The organism is Pseudoalteromonas sp. H105 (genome assembly GCF_001469215.1).
In the GTDB taxonomy this organism is placed as follows: Bacteria; Pseudomonadota; Gammaproteobacteria; order Enterobacterales; family Alteromonadaceae; genus Pseudoalteromonas.
The window spans coordinates 758208-775521 of the sequence record NZ_LOFH01000001.1 but is presented as its reverse complement, the minus strand read 5'-3'; the positions used below and the strand labels follow the sequence as shown (position 1 = coordinate 775521).

The following is a 17314-nucleotide window of genomic DNA, read 5'->3' as shown; positions in this document are numbered from 1 at the left end:
AATCCATTAAAGTGCTTTTTTAGTTAGACTAATGCACTAATTTGTCAGTTGCAATAATAAGTAAGTATATACCGTACCAAATAAGAATGCTGCCCATCGCAATGCGCGCCCATGGGTGGTTCAATAGTTTATGTAAAACCTGTGCCCCCATGCCAATACTTAACATGGCTGGAAATGTGCCTAAGGCGAAAAAGAGCATGACGCCAGCACCTTCTAATGCTGTTTCTCCCGTCATGGCCCATGTAAGCGCTGTATAAACTAAACCACAGGGGAGCCATCCCCACAATGCACCATACGCCACTGCTTTAGGAATCGAGTTTATTGGCATAAGAAATCGATTTAATTTGACCAAATGTTGCCAAATAAGTGTTTTACCCAGCGATTCGAGCCATTGTAAGCTTGCGCCTAGACGCATGATATACAAACCGACTAATAACATAAACACGCCACTAAAAAAACTTAGACCCAATGAAAACCAATGGCTTTGACTTGCAAATTGGCTGCTAATGCCAGCAACGAATGCACCTGCGAGTATATAACTGGTGGCACGGCCAACATTATAGGCCGTTGTATACGCCAAAGGGCTTTTTTTATCAGTCGCTAATTGCAGTGAGCTGGCAATCCCACCACACATTGCTATGCAGTGGCCACTGCCGATGAGCCCCATAATAAATGCGCTAATGTAAAGAGGGTCAATCATTGCTTTTATTATGTTGCTCTTTGTCGTCTTCAAACAAAATGCTGTGACCTTGTTTGTTTAAATCTGAAAACTGTTCGCCACGTACTGCCCAAAAGAACACGCCAATGGCGATAATGACAAACAAAATTGCAATTGGGATTAAAATATAAATTATGCTCATAACTTTAATAGCCTCAATGAATTACTGATAACAATAATTGAACTTGCGGACATACCAATCACAGCCATCCAAGGCGCTACAAGCCCTAAAGCGGCAAGTGGGAGGATAGAGCCGTTGTAGATTAACGAGATGGCTAAATTCTGTTTAATTATACGACGTGTTTTTTTAGACACAGTCATTAGATGTGAAACCGCAGACAAATCGCTGTTCAGTAATACCACATCCGCTGTATTTTTAGAAATATCAGCCCCTGTTTCCATGGCAATCGATAAATGAGCACTGTTAAACACGGGGCTGTCATTTACACCATCACCTACCATTGCAACAACATCACCTTGGGCTGACCATTTTTCCACTTCAGTTTGTTTATCTTGTGGTAAACAGCCTGATTTATAACTGTTAAGATTCAGTTTTTCTGCAATTTTTTGCCCTGCGCTTGAGGCATCACCCGTTAGCATATGACAGGTTAAGTTTTGCTGTTGCAAAGTGGCGATTAAACCTTGTGCGTTAGGTTTAACTTCATCAATCAAGTAAAAGTGGGCAACAGGTTGATGATCAACATAAAAGGTGGCTTGCGCATTGCTTTTTGGTGTGTTGAACCATCCACTTTTACCAATGGCATAATGGCGCTGCTCATCTTCACCTGTTATGCCTTCACCGGGAACAATGGTGATGTTAGTTAAATCACGTAGGTGAGGGGTAAACTCATTAAATGCCGATGCAATAGGGTGTTCAGAATAGCTCTCTAATTGGGCTGCAAGCGATAAAATGTGCTCTTTTTGATACTGGCTATCAATAATGTCGATTTTTTCGAAGCTAAAACGCCCTTGTGTTAGCGTGCCTGTTTTATCAAACGCAATACGCGTTAGTTGCGGTAATGTTTCAAGCACATGGGCCTGTTTGATGAGTACACCTTTACGCGTAAGTGTGGCAACAGCACACGTTAGAGCAGTGGGGATCGCGAGACTTAATGCACACGGACAGGTAGCAACAAGTACCGCGATAGTAATCCAAAAAGCATGTTCAGGGTCTATTTGATACCAGCCAATCGCGGTTAATGATGCAAAAACTAACAAGCAAGCTACGAACCATTGTGCCACTTTGTCAGTTACTTCCACTAGTTTAGGCCGAGTAGCAAGTGCACTGTGTTGTAGTTTTATTATTTGATTTAACAGTGTATTTTGACCAAGCTTATTAATGCGAATTTCAATTACACCATCGTGATTAACGGTGCCTGCAAAGACTTGGTGTTCAATATACTTATTAACAGGAAGGTGTTCACCCGTCATCATTGATTCATCTACTGTAGTCGTACCCGCACACACAATGCCATCTGCAGGGATTGTTTCGCCAGCTTTAACCAATACACGGTCATCTAATTTGAGTTTTTTAGCTGCGATAATACGCTCATGCCCATTCTCATCAAGTGTACGCGCAGTCAACGGCAGAAGTTTTTGCAAGTTAGCGGTAAATTCGCTTGCTTTGAGGCGTGCTCTAAATTCTAAATATTTACCTAATAAGAGTAAAAAAGTGAACATGCAGATAGATTCAAAGTAAACTTCTCCGACCTCCATGACAGTGGCGTAACCACTGGCTGCATATGCACCAAATATGGCTAAAGAGACCGGTAAGTCCATATTTAACTGTTTAGCCTTAAGCCCATTGATTGCATTCGTTAAAAACGGCAGTGCACTGTATAAAATAACCGGCGATGCTAGGATTAAGCTGATCCAACGAAAGTACTGTTCAAAATCGTCTTCCATCCCAGAGAACATGCCAAAATACATGGCAAATGCAAACATCATTACTTGCATCGTCATCAAGCCTGCAACACCGAGACGGCGAATATATGCTTTTGCTACGAGTTGTTTCTGACTGGCTTCGATATCGGCTTGAAATGGGTAGGCTTTGTAGCCGATTTCAAGCAGGGATTTTATAATTTCACTAAGAGGAAGGGCGTCTTTGTGCCATTGGATCATGGCACGATTCGTTGACGTATTTACGTCGACTCGTTTCACGGCAGGCATATTCAGTAACTGTTTTTCAATTAGCCATGCGCACGCCGCACACGTTATACCTTCAACGGTTAAAAGGACTTCGCTAACGTCATTGTTTTGCGAAATAAACTCTTCTTGTATATCAGGATTATCATAGCTAGTAATAAATGCGAGCTGTTCAGGCACCAGCTGTTCAACTTTCCCAGCGCGCACTGTTCTAAATTTATAATAATCAGTCATACCTTGCGCCACAATTGTTTCAGCAACTGTTTGACACCCAATGCAACACATAGATTGAGGGCTACCGTCAATTTCGACGGTTGCACTAAACCCAGAGGGAACACTTTCAAGACAGTGAAAGCAATTATTAGCCATGATGATACAACTACTTATATTCAGGGTTAATCGCGATACTTTGCTGATTTGGCAAAGTAATGTTTTCTTTTAGCTTCCAACTTGCGTCAGTTGGCTCAAGAAACACCGTGTAAGTACCTTCACTGTATGGCTCAACTATCGCAGTAAATTCACCATTGGCATTGGGTGTCAAATGAACATTAAAGTCATGTTCTCCAATAGTACGATGATAAAAAGAGACTTTTAACGAATGAATATTACTGGTGTCGCCTTTTGTGAATTTAAAGCTGATTTTGTCATCTTCAGCTGTTAGGTTGCCGTGAAGGTAAAGTGCTTTGGCTTTGTCAAACTTGCTAAGCTCTAAGTTAATTGCTTTACCTTTTTTATAGTAGTCGTCAACGACCATGTCAGGTCCATTTCCGATCGCAGTGATAAACAACGATATACAGCCAACAATGGCAACAAGAGGAAAAAAGATTAAGAACCAAGGCCAGAAATTTTTATACCAAGGAGTAGGGCTCATAAATACACTTCATTAGTTTGTGATAGGGACATTTTATAGGATTTGTTTTAAAAAGACTAAAAAAAAGCCTCCGAATGGAGGCTTTTTTGATCTTAATTAATCTATTGAAATAAAAGATTAAAGTTTCAACATTTCATTAACGTTATGATTATTTATCTTGCGATAAACTGTAAACATAAGCCGTTAATAAGTGTACTTTGTCTTCACCTAAAATATCTTTCCAAGCTGGCATAACACCTGCGCGGCCATTAAGCAGTGTTTCTTCAACAGCACGTTGAGAACCACCATATAACCAGATATTGTCAGTAAGGTTAGGTGCGCCAAACGGTAAGTTATGAGCAACCGACCCTTTACCATCGGCACCGTGACACGCTGCACACATCGCAAACTTAGCTTCACCCGCTTTCGCGTCTTTCTGATTAACAGTTCGACCAGAAAGGCTAAGTACATGAGCTGTCATTTCTTTAATGCCTTGCTCACCTAAAGCAGCACCCCATGGTGGCATTGCAGCAACACGACCATAAAGAAGTGTTTCTTTGATCTTGTCAGGTGTACCGCCATATAACCAATCTTTATCAGTCAGGTTAGGGAAGCCCATACCACCACGTGCATCAGACCCGTGGCACTGTGAACAGTTTTGTGCGTATAAACGCTGACCAATTTCTAGGGCTTTTTCGTCTGCAACAAGTGATTCAATATCTTGTTTTGCAAAACCTTCGAAAATAGGACCAAAGCGTTCGTCTGCAGCTTCGTATTCCTTGTCAAGTTTAACGTATTCACCGTTTGCTTTGGCTTCTTCAGTTGCTTTTTTAGATTCAGCTAAAGAAGTAATACCTTGGTTCGAACTTGTCCATTTAGCCAAGCCTTCCCAATTACCAAGTCCTGGGTATGCTGCTAAATAATAAACTGCCCATACGAATGTTGCGAAAAACATGTACGTCCACCATTTTGGTAGTGGGTTGTTTAGTTCTTCAATGCCATCAAACTCATGCCCACAACTTTCACCTTCTTTAACACCAGTGTAGTTTGTTAAATTCCACACTAATAAGCCAAAGATAATAAGTAAGCATGCAAGGGTTAATACAATAACCCATATACTCCAAAAGCTAGTCATTTCTCAGACTCCTTTTCCTCGTTAGAGAGTGTTTTGTTGTGTTTACTCTCGTCTTCAAAGATAGCGTTAGCGGCGTCTTTAAAACGCGTTTTGCTACGTTTGCTATAAGCCCACACAACAATCACAATAAACAATACTAAAATTACCAGAGTCAATATGCCTCTGTATGTTCCGTAATCCATAATTAATTACTTCAAATGTGTGCCAAGCTGTTGCAAGTAGGCGATAAGGGCTTGCATTTCTGTTGCACCTTTACCGTCGTTCATTGCATCAACTTTAGCAATATCAGCGATTAGTTCTTCATCACTACCGTAACCTAAACCAGGGTGAGCTGGGTTTTCAGGGTTAATAGCAAATGTGTCACGGAAAATTTTCAGTTTTTTCAGAGTCAGGCTAGTATCAACGTGATTCTCAGCTAACCAAGGGTATCCTGGCATATTCGATTCAGGCACTACATCACGAGGATTAACTAAGTGCGCATAGTGCCAATCATCTGAATAACGTTTACCTACACGAGCTAAGTCTGGACCAGTACGCTTAGAACCCCATTGGAATGGGTGATCCCATACGGATTCACCAGCAACAGAGTAGTGACCATAACGCTCAACTTCGTCACGGAATGGGCGAATCATTTGCGAGTGACAGTTGTAACAACCTTCACGAACGTAAATATCACGGCCTTCCATTTCAAGTGCGTTTAATGGGCGTAACCCATCAACAGGCTTTGTTGTATCGTCTTGGAACATTAGCGGAGTGATCTCTACTAACGCACCAAAACTAATAGCAAAAACAGTTAAGATAGCCATCAGGCCGATATTCTTTTCAACTATTTCATGTTTGTTTTGTGAATTATTATTGCTCATCATCTCGCTCCGTTATGCTAACTGTGCTTGCGCGTCTAATTTCAACGAATCGTTCTTCGCTGCAATTGTACGGTAAACGTTATAAGCCATAACCAACATACCTGCTACGATGAACACACCGCCTAGGAAGCGCATAACATAGAAAGGATAAGATGCTTGTAGTGACTGAACAAAGCTGTACATCAATGTACCGTCAGAGTTAACTGCACGCCACATTAGACCTTGCATTACACCTGAGATCCACATTGCAACAATATAAAGTACAACACCAACGGTATGTAACCAGAAATGCGTATTTACAAGTTTCACACTGTACATGCGACCTTGTGAGAACAATGCTGGAATAAGGTGGTAAATAGCACCGATTGATATCATAGCAACCCAACCTAATGCACCAGAGTGAACGTGACCAACAGTCCAATCAGTGTAGTGAGATAATGCATTTACAGATTTAATTGCCATCATTGGTCCTTCGAAGGTAGACATACCATAGAAAGAAAGTGAAACAACTAAGAAACGAAGTACTGGATCAGTACGTAGCTTATGCCATGCCCCAGAAAGAGTCATGATACCATTGATCATACCACCCCATGAAGGAACGAATAAGATAATAGACATAACCATACCTAGACTTTGCGTCCAATCAGGAAGCGCAGTGTAGTGTAAGTGGTGAGGACCAGCCCAAATATAAAGCGAAACAAGCGCCCAAAAGTGAACAACTGATAAACGGTAAGAGTAGACAGGGCGACCTGCTTGTTTTGGTACAAAGTAATACATCATACCAAGGAAACCTGCAGTTAATAAGAAGCCAACCGCGTTGTGACCGTACCACCATTGAACCATTGCATCTACAGCACCAGCATAGATTGAGTATGACTTAGTAAGTGATACTGGAACAGCCATGCTATTAACAATGTGTAATACAGCAACAGTAACAATGAAGCCAGCATAGAACCAGTTTGCAACATAGATATGTGATACTTTACGTTTTGCAATAGTACCCATAAATACGATAGCGTAGGTTACCCATACAACCGCAATTAAAATATCGATTGGCCATTCAAGCTCTGCATACTCTTTAGATGTTGTGATACCTAAAGGTAATGTTATAGCTGCAAGGACAATAACTAATTGCCAGCCCCAGAAGGTGAAAGCAGCTAATTTGTCTGAAAGAAGGCGCGTTTGACAAGTACGTTGCACAACATAATATGATGTTGCAAAAAGTGCACTTGTACCAAATGCGAAAATAACTGCGTTCGTGTGTAACGGACGAAGTCGAGAGTATGTTAACCATGGTGTATCAAAGTTAAGTGCTGGCCAAGCTAATTGGGCAGCAATCAGAACCCCAATACCCATGCCAACGATGCCCCAAATCACTGTCATAATAGCGAATTGGCGTACAACTTTATAATTGTACTCAGTTTGTGATGCTACTGTTTGGCTCATTTTCTGGCTTCCGCTGCAATATATGCGTTTAGAAATGAATTACCCACTTAATAAAAAGCGGGGCCTACTATTACTCCACAAGCGTGTTATCTAAAACCTTCAAAGCTTTGAGTGCTTCAGAAAACAAACTCGAGAAACCCTTATTTTTGCGGGGGAAATGATAAAATTTTTGGCCTAAAAAAGATAGGTCAATTGCATAAAATTATGACATCAATCAATTTTTATCATGTAGTTGATTAATTTTTGACATACTTTTTAATTTTATGTGAGTATTTATTCTTCAGTTGTTGTCTTTTATCGCTGTGCTTATTAGTATCCCTCGTCTATACAATAGGAGTTACGATGCATTTTAAAAAAAGATCACTGCTTTTACTTTCAGTCATTAGCCTGACTGCATGCAAGCCTCAAGAGACAAGTATAGAAGAGCAGGCAACAGTAGCAAGTTGCCATTCAAATGAGCCATGTATCTATGATAAACAAGTAAAAGTGTGGTTATCAGAGTCGATAGTCACGCCAGAAACTCCTTTTAATATAAACTTATCATTACCCGAAGGTTTAAAAGTCATAAATGCAAAGCTTGAAGGCGTCACCATGTATATGGGTTACATTCCTGTATTTTTTAAATCAACGAAGGGCATCTTACAAGCGGATACAATGGTGGGTGTTTGTTCTGAAAAAAACATGAAATGGAAACTAATAATAGAACTAGAAGATCAGCAGGCTAAAACCTCTCAGGTTACGTATTATTTTATTGTGAAGCAGTCTTAATTTAATTACTCCTGCGTTTTTAATTCCTTCCCCTCAATTGTTCTCTAGATATTAGCTTTAAGCTTCATATTGACGTTTTTTACGATCTGCTCCCCTTTGTTTGTTTATTTACGCACTGATTTTGCATAATTATGGTTAGTATTTAGCAGTTAGTTTTGCGGTTTCTATAAAACCATGTGATCAAGATGTGAACTTTTCTAATTTAGGTATTTATGCACCTTAATTACATTTAATTACAAACTCTGCCTGTTTGATTTCATTCGTTTTTTTACTGTGTTTGCTTTTATTTATCTGATTGAAATTAAAATGTTTTATGGTGTTAACAATGAAACATCAATTAACGTACGTACCCTTAATGAGTACGTTAAAAGTGGGTTGTTTGAAATGTGGCTTTGCATTCAGTTTTCGTTCAGTTAATTACCCCTAAGTTGCCCGCCGTTGACTCGTCATTCTTATAATACCGAGCAGCAATACCTAATAAGGGTACTTTTTCCAACAAGTAGGGTTTCACATGAAAAAATCAATTCTTGGTTTAGCTGTTGTATCAGCAATTCCTATGTTCTCAACAAATGTTATTGCTGCAGACGAAGCAGCTCAGTCAATTGAAAAAATCCAAGTAACGGGTTCTCGCATTAAGCGTTCAGACATGGAAAACGCTAGCCCAGTTACGCTTATCGGTGCTGACGACATTAAAGCAATGGGCGCCACAAGCATCGATAGTGTGCTTCAAAAGATGACTGCCACAGGCGGTGCAATGACTAACCCGGGTGTTAATAATGGCTCAGGTGGTAATGCACGAATCGACCTTCGTGGTTTAGGTGCCAATCGAACTTTAGTACTTGTTAATGGCCGTCGTATGATCGCATCAGGTACCGGTGCAGCTTCAACAGTTGATTTAAATACAATTCCAGTTTCAATGATTAAATCTGTTGAAGTATTAAAAGATGGCGCGTCAGCTGTTTATGGTACTGATGCGGTTGCAGGTGTTGTGAACATCATCTTAAAAGATGATTTCGAAGGCTTGGACATGAATGTGAACTCTGCAATCACGGGTGAAGGTGATGCATCAGAAACGTCATTTGACTTTACAGTAGGTACTAGCTTTGACAAAGGTAACATCGTGATTGGTATGCAGTATACCGACCGTGGTGAAGCTTCTCAGGGAGACCGTGACTTTTCAAACTGTCCAATTGCAGAAGACGCAAACGGTTTAAACTGCAATGGCGGTTCTGTTTACGCTGAAGGTGGCCATATTTGGCAAGATAGCTCAACAACTGCGCTCAATGATAAAGGCGAAGAGATCAGTGTTGGTCTTGCTCAAGGTGATAAAGGTTTAAGTGGATTAGGTGGCTTACACCCATTTACAGATGCTGACCGTTTTAACTTTGCGCCATCAAGCTACCTGTATACCCCGATGGAACGTTTAAACCTTACCGGTTTAGCAACATATGAAATCAGTGATGAAACACGTGTATTCACTGAATTTACTTACACAAAACGTTGGTCACAGCAACAAATGGCTCCTCAGCCAGTGTGGTTTGGTTTTAAGTATGATGAGTCAATGGGCGATTCATTACTAGATCAATCATACACGAGCAAAGTTGATTTAGATGGTGACGGGTATGCAGACAAAGATGCTGACGGAAAATACATCACTCAATCAGCTAATTACAAATATGGTGATGACATTTTCTACGGTCGTCGTATGTCAGACACTGGCGCACGTTTTTTCGAGCAGTCAGTTGATACTGTGCGTGCAGTAATCGGCGCAGACGGTTATGTAGGTGATTACTCTTGGGATGTGTCAGCTAACTTTGGTCGTAACGACTCTGTTGATAAACTAAGCAATCTACATAACATGGGTGCTATCGGTGACAGCATTATGTACACCAACGATGAGAATGAAGTTGTTGGTACATTCAATCCATTGGATCAAGCTGCTTGGACAAGCGAAGGTTTCCGTCGTAATGTTTATACTGAAGTAAACAATGGCGGTAGCCAACTGTTTATTTTAGCGGCATCTGTGTCTGGCGAAATGTTTGAATTGCCTGCAGGCTATGCTGCATTTGCTGCGGGTGTTGAACGTCGTCAAGAGAAAGCATGGTACACGCCTGATTCATTAACAGCGCAAGGCCTAGCAAATGACCCTATGGTTGAACCGACAGCAGGTGGCTTTGACGTAAACGAAGCGTATGTTGAATTTGCACTACCATTACTTGCGGATGCACCACTTGCACAAAATGTTGAATTAAGCGCAGCAATCCGTGCATTTGATTACAGCACATTTGGCTCAGATGAAACGTGGAAACTAGGTTTAACATGGAAAGTGAATGATGAACTCATGCTTCGTAGCGTTGTTTCAACTGCGTTCCGCGCACCAACAGTATCAGAGCTGTATTCAGGTAATTCGCCGTCGTTTGAACAGGTTGAATTCCCAGGTGCACAAGACCAAGCTGAAGTCACTGTGGGTGGTAATGATCAATTAACGCCAGAACAAGCAGATACGTTAACTGCAGGTATTGTGTATGAGCCACAATGGTTTGAAGGTTTCAGCATGACACTTGATTACTACGATATCGAGATCGAAAATGCAATTGCGACTGTAGATAATCAATACATTGTTGATCAATGTTTAGTGACTTCAGACAATGCAGGTTCAGCACTGTGCCAATCAAGTAACGTGAAATTAGACTCTACTGGCCGTATTACTTTTAATAACCAACTACAGAATATTGGTTCTGAAAAAACGTCAGGTATCGATTTAAACCTTAGCTATTCATTTGAAGCTGCAGGTCTAAATTGGAAAGCAGGCTTAGATACAACATACTTAGATGAATATGTTGTAGAGGTTACAGGCGACCCAGTTGACTACGCAGGTGTCATTACATCTGGCTCAGGTGGTTATGCTGACTTTAAATCTAACCTGACAATCAATGTAGCGGGCGACAACTGGGATGCTCAGTATCAAGCACGTTATATTGCCGGTATGGATAGCTACGCATGTATCGGAAAAGAAGATTCTTGTTACGCACCAACAACGCCAACAGTGGTATATCATGATATCAGTGGTTCATACTTAGTTAACGAAACGATTTCGTTATCAGCAGGCGTGAATAACTTATTTGATAAGCAACCGCCTTATTATACTGGTAATAATGACTCAAACACTGACCCGTACACGTATGATGTATTAGGACGTCGTTTCTTTGCTGGTGTGAATGTTAAATTCTAATTAGCAACGAGTGAGTACAATTTTAAAAGGCCTAGTTTACTAGGCCTTTTTTATTGAACATTTTATGGTGTGACAGTACACTAATGTTGATTTAAATCTATGAGGAGAATTGATTGTTAAAACAGGATGAAAATTTATCCTTTATTATAGAACCCGAGCTAAGCCCACGCTCAGAACAACGTATTGACCTATATTTTTCTATTCCGAACGAAATGGGTATTAACCCTCAAACACTCAGTGAAGAGGCGTATTTCAATAACCATTTTAAGTCTCATTTAGCGTATAACGCCAAGAATATTCACCTGCCATTAGTCCGCAGCCGCTTTGTAAGTAAAAATAAAGGTGAACAACAGGATTACCGACAAAACCTGAATTTATATTGCTACCAGGTTAGGCTCGCGATTGATACCGATGTGAAAGACGCGCTTAAAATAACAGATAAAGATGCCTTTTATATTCGCGCGACTGAGTTAGCTGAGCAGAGTAAAGGGTTGTTAAAAAAACTGCGTCGTTATACCCCAGATAATGAAAAATTGGTGTCTTTTTATACCAATGCTGATAACTATTTGAGCTGGCAAATTGAGCAATCGTTTTTAAAATTACTCGATGAAGGACCAAGAAGCAGTGATCATGCTAAAGAGCGCAGTGATTTATTGAACTTTTGTAAAGATGAGCAAGCGTATAGGCAAGAGCAACAGTATAACTCGGAATCCACGTTAAAAGATGCAAACCGCATCACTAACAAAATGCGCTTATTGCAGCGACTTATTGAGCACGGAGTGGTGCTTAACCGCCATACTCGACATTTGAATAGTTACTTAAAAAGACTTGTAAAAGGATCAGTTACGGCTGTGATCATGGCATTTGTTATGGTTGTTGTGCTCAATGCGAGAAGTAATTTTACTGAAATAACGGCCACCTTAGTTATTATTCTTGGTGCGATTTACGGTATGCGCGAAATATTTAAAGAAGACATTACTCGGGTTATATGGCGTACGATTGTCAAAGGGCGCCCGAAATGGCGCTTTCAGTTTAGGAACAGTGTTACGAAAGACAAAATTGCTACACAGTACATATGGCTTGAATATACACGGTTTAAACGAATCCCCGAGAATGTTCGCAATATTTTTTCAAAACGTCGGCAGCAAAACAGATTGGCTGCACAGTGGTTTCATTTTGCCAGTGAAACGCGTGTTGGGGCGAAAGAGTTTTTGCCTGGTTATGACACATTACAGCAAACATTGCGTTTTAGTTTAGCGCCATTTACTCGTTATCTCAAAAAAGGGGAGGGTAAGCTTTACCATTTAGATAGTAGTAAAATTTCAAAGCAAAGTGTTGAACGTCGGTATCAATTAAATGTGGTCGTGGTTTATCAAAATCAACAACAGATTATACATCAACGATACAAAATAACGCTAAATCGCAGTAAAATCGTAAACATAGAGCTGATCTCAAGTAAAAAAGAATAGCGCTAAATTATTAAATCGTATGCTGGTGATGTACCGCTACCATACGATTTAATAGACTATTTTAAATGCTAAACGCCACTTAGCCTTATTTTTCTAAGCCTTTTTTGCTGTAAAGTGACACTTTGTCAGAGACTAAAGTAATTTCAATATTCTTTGCATCATCACCCCAAACACAATTGGTGTGCAGTGTTTTTTCAACACAATTATCAGCAGAGCCTAAAATAGCTTCAACTTCGGTTTTATCCATACCTATTGAGATCTTTTCATAATTCTCAAGGCTTACTTTTGAGCAGGCCGCTAGCGATAACGTTGCTGCAATAATAAGTATTTTTTTCATGTTGATTTTCCTTGTTAATGTTTAAATTTTCTTATTTGTACGATCATGCCCATTTTGGGGTGGTCAAAATAGTGAATTTCACCACTGATCACGCGTTTAAATTGTGCAAAACGCGCATTCTGAAGTTCGCCGTTTTCAAGTTTTTCACTAAAATCAAATTCGCTATTAATATAGAGGTAATGGCGTAAGTAAATATTAAAGAAGCCATCTAACTCCCACTTTTTTTGAACTGCAGGAGCGAATGTTTGCACGGGGTTGATAACGCTAATAAAGCTATTACTAAAGTGCGTGTCAGCAGCTATCGGTTGTGTTTGAAGGTGTTTGCCGCCATACAGTTTTAGGCTTTGTGAGCGAGACTTTCTTTCACCTTTGAACCGCCATCCTGTGTGTAAAATAGGTGTGAGTCCTTTACGAGCAAGTTCACTTTGTTGCTCAGTAAATTGTAATTGCTCTGGGTTCAGCAAGTAGGTATCGAGCATATCATCTCTTAGCTCAGCATTTGGACTTAGGGGTAAGGTGTCATAACTGGCAATGTAATCAATAGTTTCATCACATAAGTTAGAGCGACTTGCTCCAATGACCGAGTCTGTCAATGATGTAGAGTTAAAGCGCGGATCACCATTAATACAGTCTTCTTTTGCTTGTGCTACGTACGAAGGCGTCAGTAAATCACGGGTATTTTTTGCTTTAATAGGCCCCTTCTTTAAGCTAAAGTCTTCTTGTAGAAATGGAGCAGGGCGTTGTTTAAAAATCAGTACTTCCACTTCAAACCATCGCTCAGCAAATGCCGTGCTACTAAACGCACAACATAAAACGAATAACATACTTTTATACAACATTAATGGCTAACCTTTTTAGAAAAATCTGCAATCATTGCAGTGACCATTTTTAAGCGTTCACGGGCATTTGCCTCACTGATCGCAAAACGTAATTTGTTTGCGCCATCCATTTTATACACATTAGGTGCACTTTGTATCAAACCAATAATGAAGCTGGGATTAACCTTGGTATCCTGACTAAACTCAAAGTAACCGCCTTTAGGGTTTGCTTCAATCTTTTTAATACCTAACTCACAGGCCTTAAGTTTTAGCTGCTGTAAGCTAAATAAATTTTTAGTGGCATCAGGTAATAAACCGAACCGGTCTATTAATTCAACTTGAAGTTCGTCCATGTCCTCTACAGTAGCACAGCTGGCGACACGTTTGTAAATACCTAATCTGGCATTTACATCGTGAATATAATCATCGGGCAATAAGGCCGCAAGTTTCAAATCGACTTCGCTTTGTTGTTGTAACAAGTTGTCAAGTGTTGGTTCTTTTCCTTCACGAAGAGATTTTACAGCTTGCTCCAGCATTTCCATATACAAATTAAAGCCAATAGTTTGCATTTGTCCTGATTGATCGTCACCCAGTAGTTCACCGGCTCCTCGAATCTCCAAGTCGTGTGTTGCTAACGCAAAACCAGCGCCTAAATCCTCTAGTGACTCAATGGCTTCTAAACGCTTTACAGCATCTTTAGATAATGACTTCGGGTGACCTGTTAATAAATAAGCGTACGCTTGATGATGGCTACGACCCACACGACCACGAAGTTGGTGTAGTTGGGCAAGGCCTAACTTGTCAGCTCTATCCATGATGATGGTATTTGCGGTTGGAATATCAATCCCAGTTTCGATGATTGTTGTACACACTAAAACATTATATTTTTGATGGTAAAACTCACTCATTAATTGCTCAAGCTCGCGCTCACGCATTTGACCATGGGCAGAAGCCACGCTTGCTTCAGGTACCCACTCGCTGATCTCTTGTGCCACACGGTCAATGGTATCTACATTGTTGTGTAAAAAGTAGACTTGGCCACCGCGCTTAATTTCGCGTAAGACTGCCTCGCGGATCAGCTCTTCATCGCGTTGACGAACAAACGTTTTGACAGCCAATCGTTTTGCAGGGGGGGTGGCGATGATAGATAAATCACGCATACCACTCATTGCCATATTTAGCGTACGTGGTATCGGTGTTGCGGTTAGTGTTAAAATATCGACATCGGCACGCAGTGATTTGATTTTTTCTTTTTGACGAACCCCAAAACGGTGCTCTTCATCGACGATTAAAAGGCCCAAATCCCTAAAGTTGATATCTTGTTGAATCAGTTTATGCGTCCCAATAACGATATCAAGTTTGCCTTGAGCCATTTTTTCAAGCGTTTCTTTTTGTTCTTTAGGTGAATTAAAACGAGACAATACACCGACTTCTATAGGAAAATCCGCAAACCGGTCTTTAAAGTTTTCATAATGCTGTTGGGCAAGTAGGGTGGTTGGCACTAATACTGCGACTTGTTTATCGTCATTGACGGCTATAAACGCAGCGCGCATTGCTACTTCTGTTTTACCAAAACCAACATCTCCGCAAACAAGTCTATCCATCGCTTGCTTGCTCTGCATGTCGCCTAGAACTGCCTCAATCGCGTTACGCTGATCATCCGTTTCTTCAAACGGGAAACCATCACTAAATAAACGGTATGCACTCGTGTCTAAAGCAAACGCATTTCCTGGCTTTGCTTGTCGCTGCGCATAAATATCGAGTAATTCAGCGGCCACATCACGTACTTTTTCAGCTGCGCGTTTTTTGGCTTTTTCCCATGCATCTGAGCCTAATTTATGCAGTGGAGCACTGGCTTCTTCGCCTCCCGAGTATCGACTTAACATGTGTAAGGCTGATACGGGTACGTATAGCTTTGCCTCACCGGCATAAGTTATGGTTACAAACTCTGTAACAAGTCCGGCTGCATCAATAGTTTGCAGCCCTTGATAACGTCCAACACCATGGTCTAAATGCACAATAGGTTGGCCCACTTTAAGCTCTGCTAAATTACGTATTAATGCATCTTGGCTAGCTTCGTACTTGTGTTTACGCCGGCGACGTTGTGATACTTTTATACCCAGTAATTCTTGTTCAGTGATAATACTTAGTGCTGGCTTTGAACTTAAAAAAACACTCTGCTCAAGCGGACTAACTATTAACCCTACATCACTGTTGCTTGTTGTAAAGTCATCGAACGATTCAAATTCTTTGAGCTTTAGGCCACTGGGTTTGAGTAATGCTAGTAGTGACTCTCGTCGACCATCTGACTCGACGGAAATTAATACCCGGCCTTTTTGTTTCTTTTGAGCGGCAACATAGTCTATAAATGCTTGATAAGGAGCTTGTTGTTTATGATCAATTCGTACAGCAGGCAGTTCTGCAGTTGCTAAATTATTGTTACCTGATTTTGTTGGTAGTTTTGCTTGGCTTAAACGAATACGTGCAAAATTACCTAAGTTGGAAAACAACTCATTGAGTGGCTGATAGAGCTCGTTTGGGTCAAGTAAAGGTCTTAAAGGGTCAACACGGCGATTTTCAAACCGTACATTAACATCGTGCCAAAATTGATCGGCTGCGTGTTCTAAATCGCCCAGTTGCAATACCGTTGTTGATGCTGGCAAGTACTCAAAAATGGTAGCCAATTGCTCGAAAAACAACGGCATATAATACTCAATACCTGCAGGCCAGTTGCCTTTGGTAACTTGCATATAAACCGAGTCTTGCTCTGAGCTCGCACCAAACTTTTCACGATAGTTTATTCTAAATCGCTCAATATCACCTTCATTGGTTGGAAACTCATGAGCGGGCAGCAATTCAATTTTATCTACTTTTTCATCTGAACGTTGTGTTTCAACATCAAATAAACGAATGGTGTCCAGTTCATCATCAAAAAAGTCTAACCTAAATGGGTGCGGACTTCCCATAGGGTATAAATCAACGATTGACCCACGTATTGCGTATTCGCCATGTTCCATCACTTGTTGAACATGAAGGTAACCCGCTTGCTCTAGGTTATCACGCAAGCTGTGCGTGTCTAAAGTATCGCCTACTTTAAAGTTAAGCGTAGAACCATAAATAAACGAGGCAGGGGCAGTGCGCAGCATCAATGTAGATACAGGAACAATTAATACGCTTTGTTGTTCTTTCTTGAGCGTGTTTAGGGTCGCCAAACGTGACGAAATAATATCTTGGTGTGGCGAGAAGTGATCATACGGCAGGGTTTCCCAATCGGGGAATACCATCACCGGGTGATCAGGTAATAAATAATCAAGTTCCGTCTCTAAGCGCAGCGCACTAGGTGTATCAGGGGTAACAATAAGGACTAAGCTGTCTTGTTGTTTTACCCCTTGTGCAATAGCGATACTTAAACCACTACCGCTGAGTTGCCCCCATTGAATTTTATCTTTTTGAGATTTTACCCAAGGCAAGGCTGCCCATTGCGCAAACGCCATTTATTACTCCTTAAATGCGCCTCAACTGAGGCGCTAATT

General features: G+C 40.7%; 14 protein-coding genes. 3 read left to right on the top strand and 11 right to left on the bottom strand.

Annotated elements, in window-relative coordinates:
* Positions 1 to 28 precede the first annotated feature (28 nt).
* The 8 genes from ATS75_RS03400 to ccoN all read right to left on the bottom strand — a co-directional run bounded on the left by ATS75_RS03400 (position 29) and on the right by ccoN (position 7157).
* Positions 29 to 700, bottom strand: coding sequence for a sulfite exporter TauE/SafE family protein (locus ATS75_RS03400; RefSeq protein WP_058559002.1), 672 nt, complete (start codon positions 698 to 700; stop codon positions 29 to 31).
* The gene (ccoS, locus tag ATS75_RS03395; RefSeq protein WP_058559001.1) at positions 693 to 860 is read right to left on the bottom strand and encodes a cbb3-type cytochrome oxidase assembly protein CcoS; all 168 of its coding nucleotides are present in this window, start codon (positions 858 to 860) and stop codon (positions 693 to 695) included. Before ccoS ends, ATS75_RS03400 begins: the two co-directional genes overlap by 8 nt.
* A complete protein-coding gene (locus ATS75_RS03390) occupies positions 857 to 3232 on the bottom strand; it encodes a heavy metal translocating P-type ATPase (protein WP_058559000.1) in 2376 nt (791 codons plus the stop codon). The genes ccoS and ATS75_RS03390 overlap by 4 nt, the downstream gene beginning before the upstream one ends.
* 10 nt (positions 3233 to 3242) lie before the next feature.
* Positions 3243 to 3734: a FixH family protein gene (locus ATS75_RS03385; protein WP_058558999.1), complete on the bottom strand. Its 492-nt coding sequence runs from the start codon at positions 3732 to 3734 to the stop codon at positions 3243 to 3245.
* Between the two features lie 148 nt (positions 3735 to 3882).
* On the bottom strand, positions 3883 to 4848 hold the full coding sequence (ccoP, locus tag ATS75_RS03380) for a cytochrome-c oxidase, cbb3-type subunit III (RefSeq protein WP_058558998.1): 966 nt from the start codon (positions 4846 to 4848) through the stop codon (positions 3883 to 3885).
* Positions 4845 to 5030 (bottom strand): cbb3-type cytochrome oxidase subunit 3, encoded by a 186-nt coding sequence (locus ATS75_RS03375; RefSeq protein ID WP_058558997.1) that lies wholly within the window; start codon positions 5028 to 5030, stop codon positions 4845 to 4847. The genes ccoP and ATS75_RS03375 overlap by 4 nt, the downstream gene beginning before the upstream one ends.
* 6 nt (positions 5031 to 5036) lie before the next feature.
* A complete protein-coding gene (gene ccoO / locus ATS75_RS03370) occupies positions 5037 to 5711 on the bottom strand; it encodes a cytochrome-c oxidase, cbb3-type subunit II (protein ID WP_058558996.1) in 675 nt (224 codons plus the stop codon).
* 12 nt (positions 5712 to 5723) lie between these two features.
* Positions 5724 to 7157: a cytochrome-c oxidase, cbb3-type subunit I gene (ccoN, locus tag ATS75_RS03365; RefSeq protein WP_058558995.1), complete on the bottom strand. Its 1434-nt coding sequence runs from the start codon at positions 7155 to 7157 to the stop codon at positions 5724 to 5726.
* 342 nt (positions 7158 to 7499) lie between these two features.
* Here ccoN and ATS75_RS03360 point away from each other — a divergent pair, with 342 nt between their 5' ends.
* The 3 genes from ATS75_RS03360 (at position 7500) to ATS75_RS03350 (ending at position 12626) form a co-directional block, all read left to right on the top strand.
* The gene (locus ATS75_RS03360; RefSeq protein ID WP_058558994.1) at positions 7500 to 7925 is read left to right on the top strand and encodes a hypothetical protein; all 426 of its coding nucleotides are present in this window, start codon (positions 7500 to 7502) and stop codon (positions 7923 to 7925) included.
* A gap of 511 nt (positions 7926 to 8436) precedes the next feature.
* A complete protein-coding gene (locus ATS75_RS03355) occupies positions 8437 to 11157 on the top strand; it encodes a TonB-dependent receptor plug domain-containing protein (RefSeq protein WP_058558993.1) in 2721 nt (906 codons plus the stop codon).
* A gap of 113 nt (positions 11158 to 11270) precedes the next feature.
* Positions 11271 to 12626, top strand: a complete 1356-nt coding sequence (locus ATS75_RS03350) for a hypothetical protein (RefSeq protein ID WP_058558992.1) — start codon at positions 11271 to 11273, stop codon at positions 12624 to 12626.
* Between the two features lie 85 nt (positions 12627 to 12711).
* Here ATS75_RS03350 and ATS75_RS03345 read toward each other — a convergent pair whose 3' ends face one another.
* The 3 genes from ATS75_RS03345 to mfd are packed head-to-tail and all read right to left on the bottom strand — an operon-like array spanning position 12712 to position 17275.
* Positions 12712 to 12963 (bottom strand): hypothetical protein, encoded by a 252-nt coding sequence (locus ATS75_RS03345; RefSeq protein WP_058558991.1) that lies wholly within the window; start codon positions 12961 to 12963, stop codon positions 12712 to 12714.
* A 14-nt stretch (positions 12964 to 12977) separates the two neighbouring features.
* Positions 12978 to 13802, bottom strand: coding sequence for a peptidoglycan binding protein CsiV (locus tag ATS75_RS03340; protein ID WP_058558990.1), 825 nt, complete (start codon positions 13800 to 13802; stop codon positions 12978 to 12980).
* Entirely contained in the window at positions 13802 to 17275 is a 3474-nt protein-coding gene (gene mfd, locus ATS75_RS03335; RefSeq protein ID WP_058558989.1) for a transcription-repair coupling factor, read from the bottom strand. Before mfd ends, ATS75_RS03340 begins: the two co-directional genes overlap by 1 nt.
* Positions 17276 to 17314: the final 39 nt, after the last annotated feature.

What these genes read in the sequence shown, in the direction of transcription:
- ATS75_RS03400 (WP_058559002.1), bottom strand. Translation starts at nt 700, where the DNA reads ATGATTGACCCTCTTTACATTAGCGCATTTATTATGGGGCTCATCGGC.
- ccoS (WP_058559001.1), bottom strand. Translation starts at nt 860, where the DNA reads ATGAGCATAATTTATATTTTAATCCCAATTGCAATTTTGTTTGTCATT.
- ATS75_RS03390 (WP_058559000.1), bottom strand. Translation starts at nt 3,232, where the DNA reads ATGGCTAATAATTGCTTTCACTGTCTTGAAAGTGTTCCCTCTGGGTTT.
- ATS75_RS03385 (WP_058558999.1), bottom strand. Translation starts at nt 3,734, where the DNA reads ATGAGCCCTACTCCTTGGTATAAAAATTTCTGGCCTTGGTTCTTAATC.
- ccoP (WP_058558998.1), bottom strand. Translation starts at nt 4,848, where the DNA reads ATGACTAGCTTTTGGAGTATATGGGTTATTGTATTAACCCTTGCATGC.
- ATS75_RS03375 (WP_058558997.1), bottom strand. Translation starts at nt 5,030, where the DNA reads ATGGATTACGGAACATACAGAGGCATATTGACTCTGGTAATTTTAGTA.
- ccoO (WP_058558996.1), bottom strand. Translation starts at nt 5,711, where the DNA reads ATGAGCAATAATAATTCACAAAACAAACATGAAATAGTTGAAAAGAAT.
- ccoN (WP_058558995.1), bottom strand. Translation starts at nt 7,157, where the DNA reads ATGAGCCAAACAGTAGCATCACAAACTGAGTACAATTATAAAGTTGTA.
- ATS75_RS03360 (WP_058558994.1), top strand. Translation starts at nt 7,500, where the DNA reads ATGCATTTTAAAAAAAGATCACTGCTTTTACTTTCAGTCATTAGCCTG.
- ATS75_RS03355 (WP_058558993.1), top strand. Translation starts at nt 8,437, where the DNA reads ATGAAAAAATCAATTCTTGGTTTAGCTGTTGTATCAGCAATTCCTATG.
- ATS75_RS03345 (WP_058558991.1), bottom strand. Translation starts at nt 12,963, where the DNA reads ATGAAAAAAATACTTATTATTGCAGCAACGTTATCGCTAGCGGCCTGC.
- ATS75_RS03340 (WP_058558990.1), bottom strand. Translation starts at nt 13,802, where the DNA reads ATGTTGTATAAAAGTATGTTATTCGTTTTATGTTGTGCGTTTAGTAGC.
- mfd (WP_058558989.1), bottom strand. Translation starts at nt 17,275, where the DNA reads ATGGCGTTTGCGCAATGGGCAGCCTTGCCTTGGGTAAAATCTCAAAAA.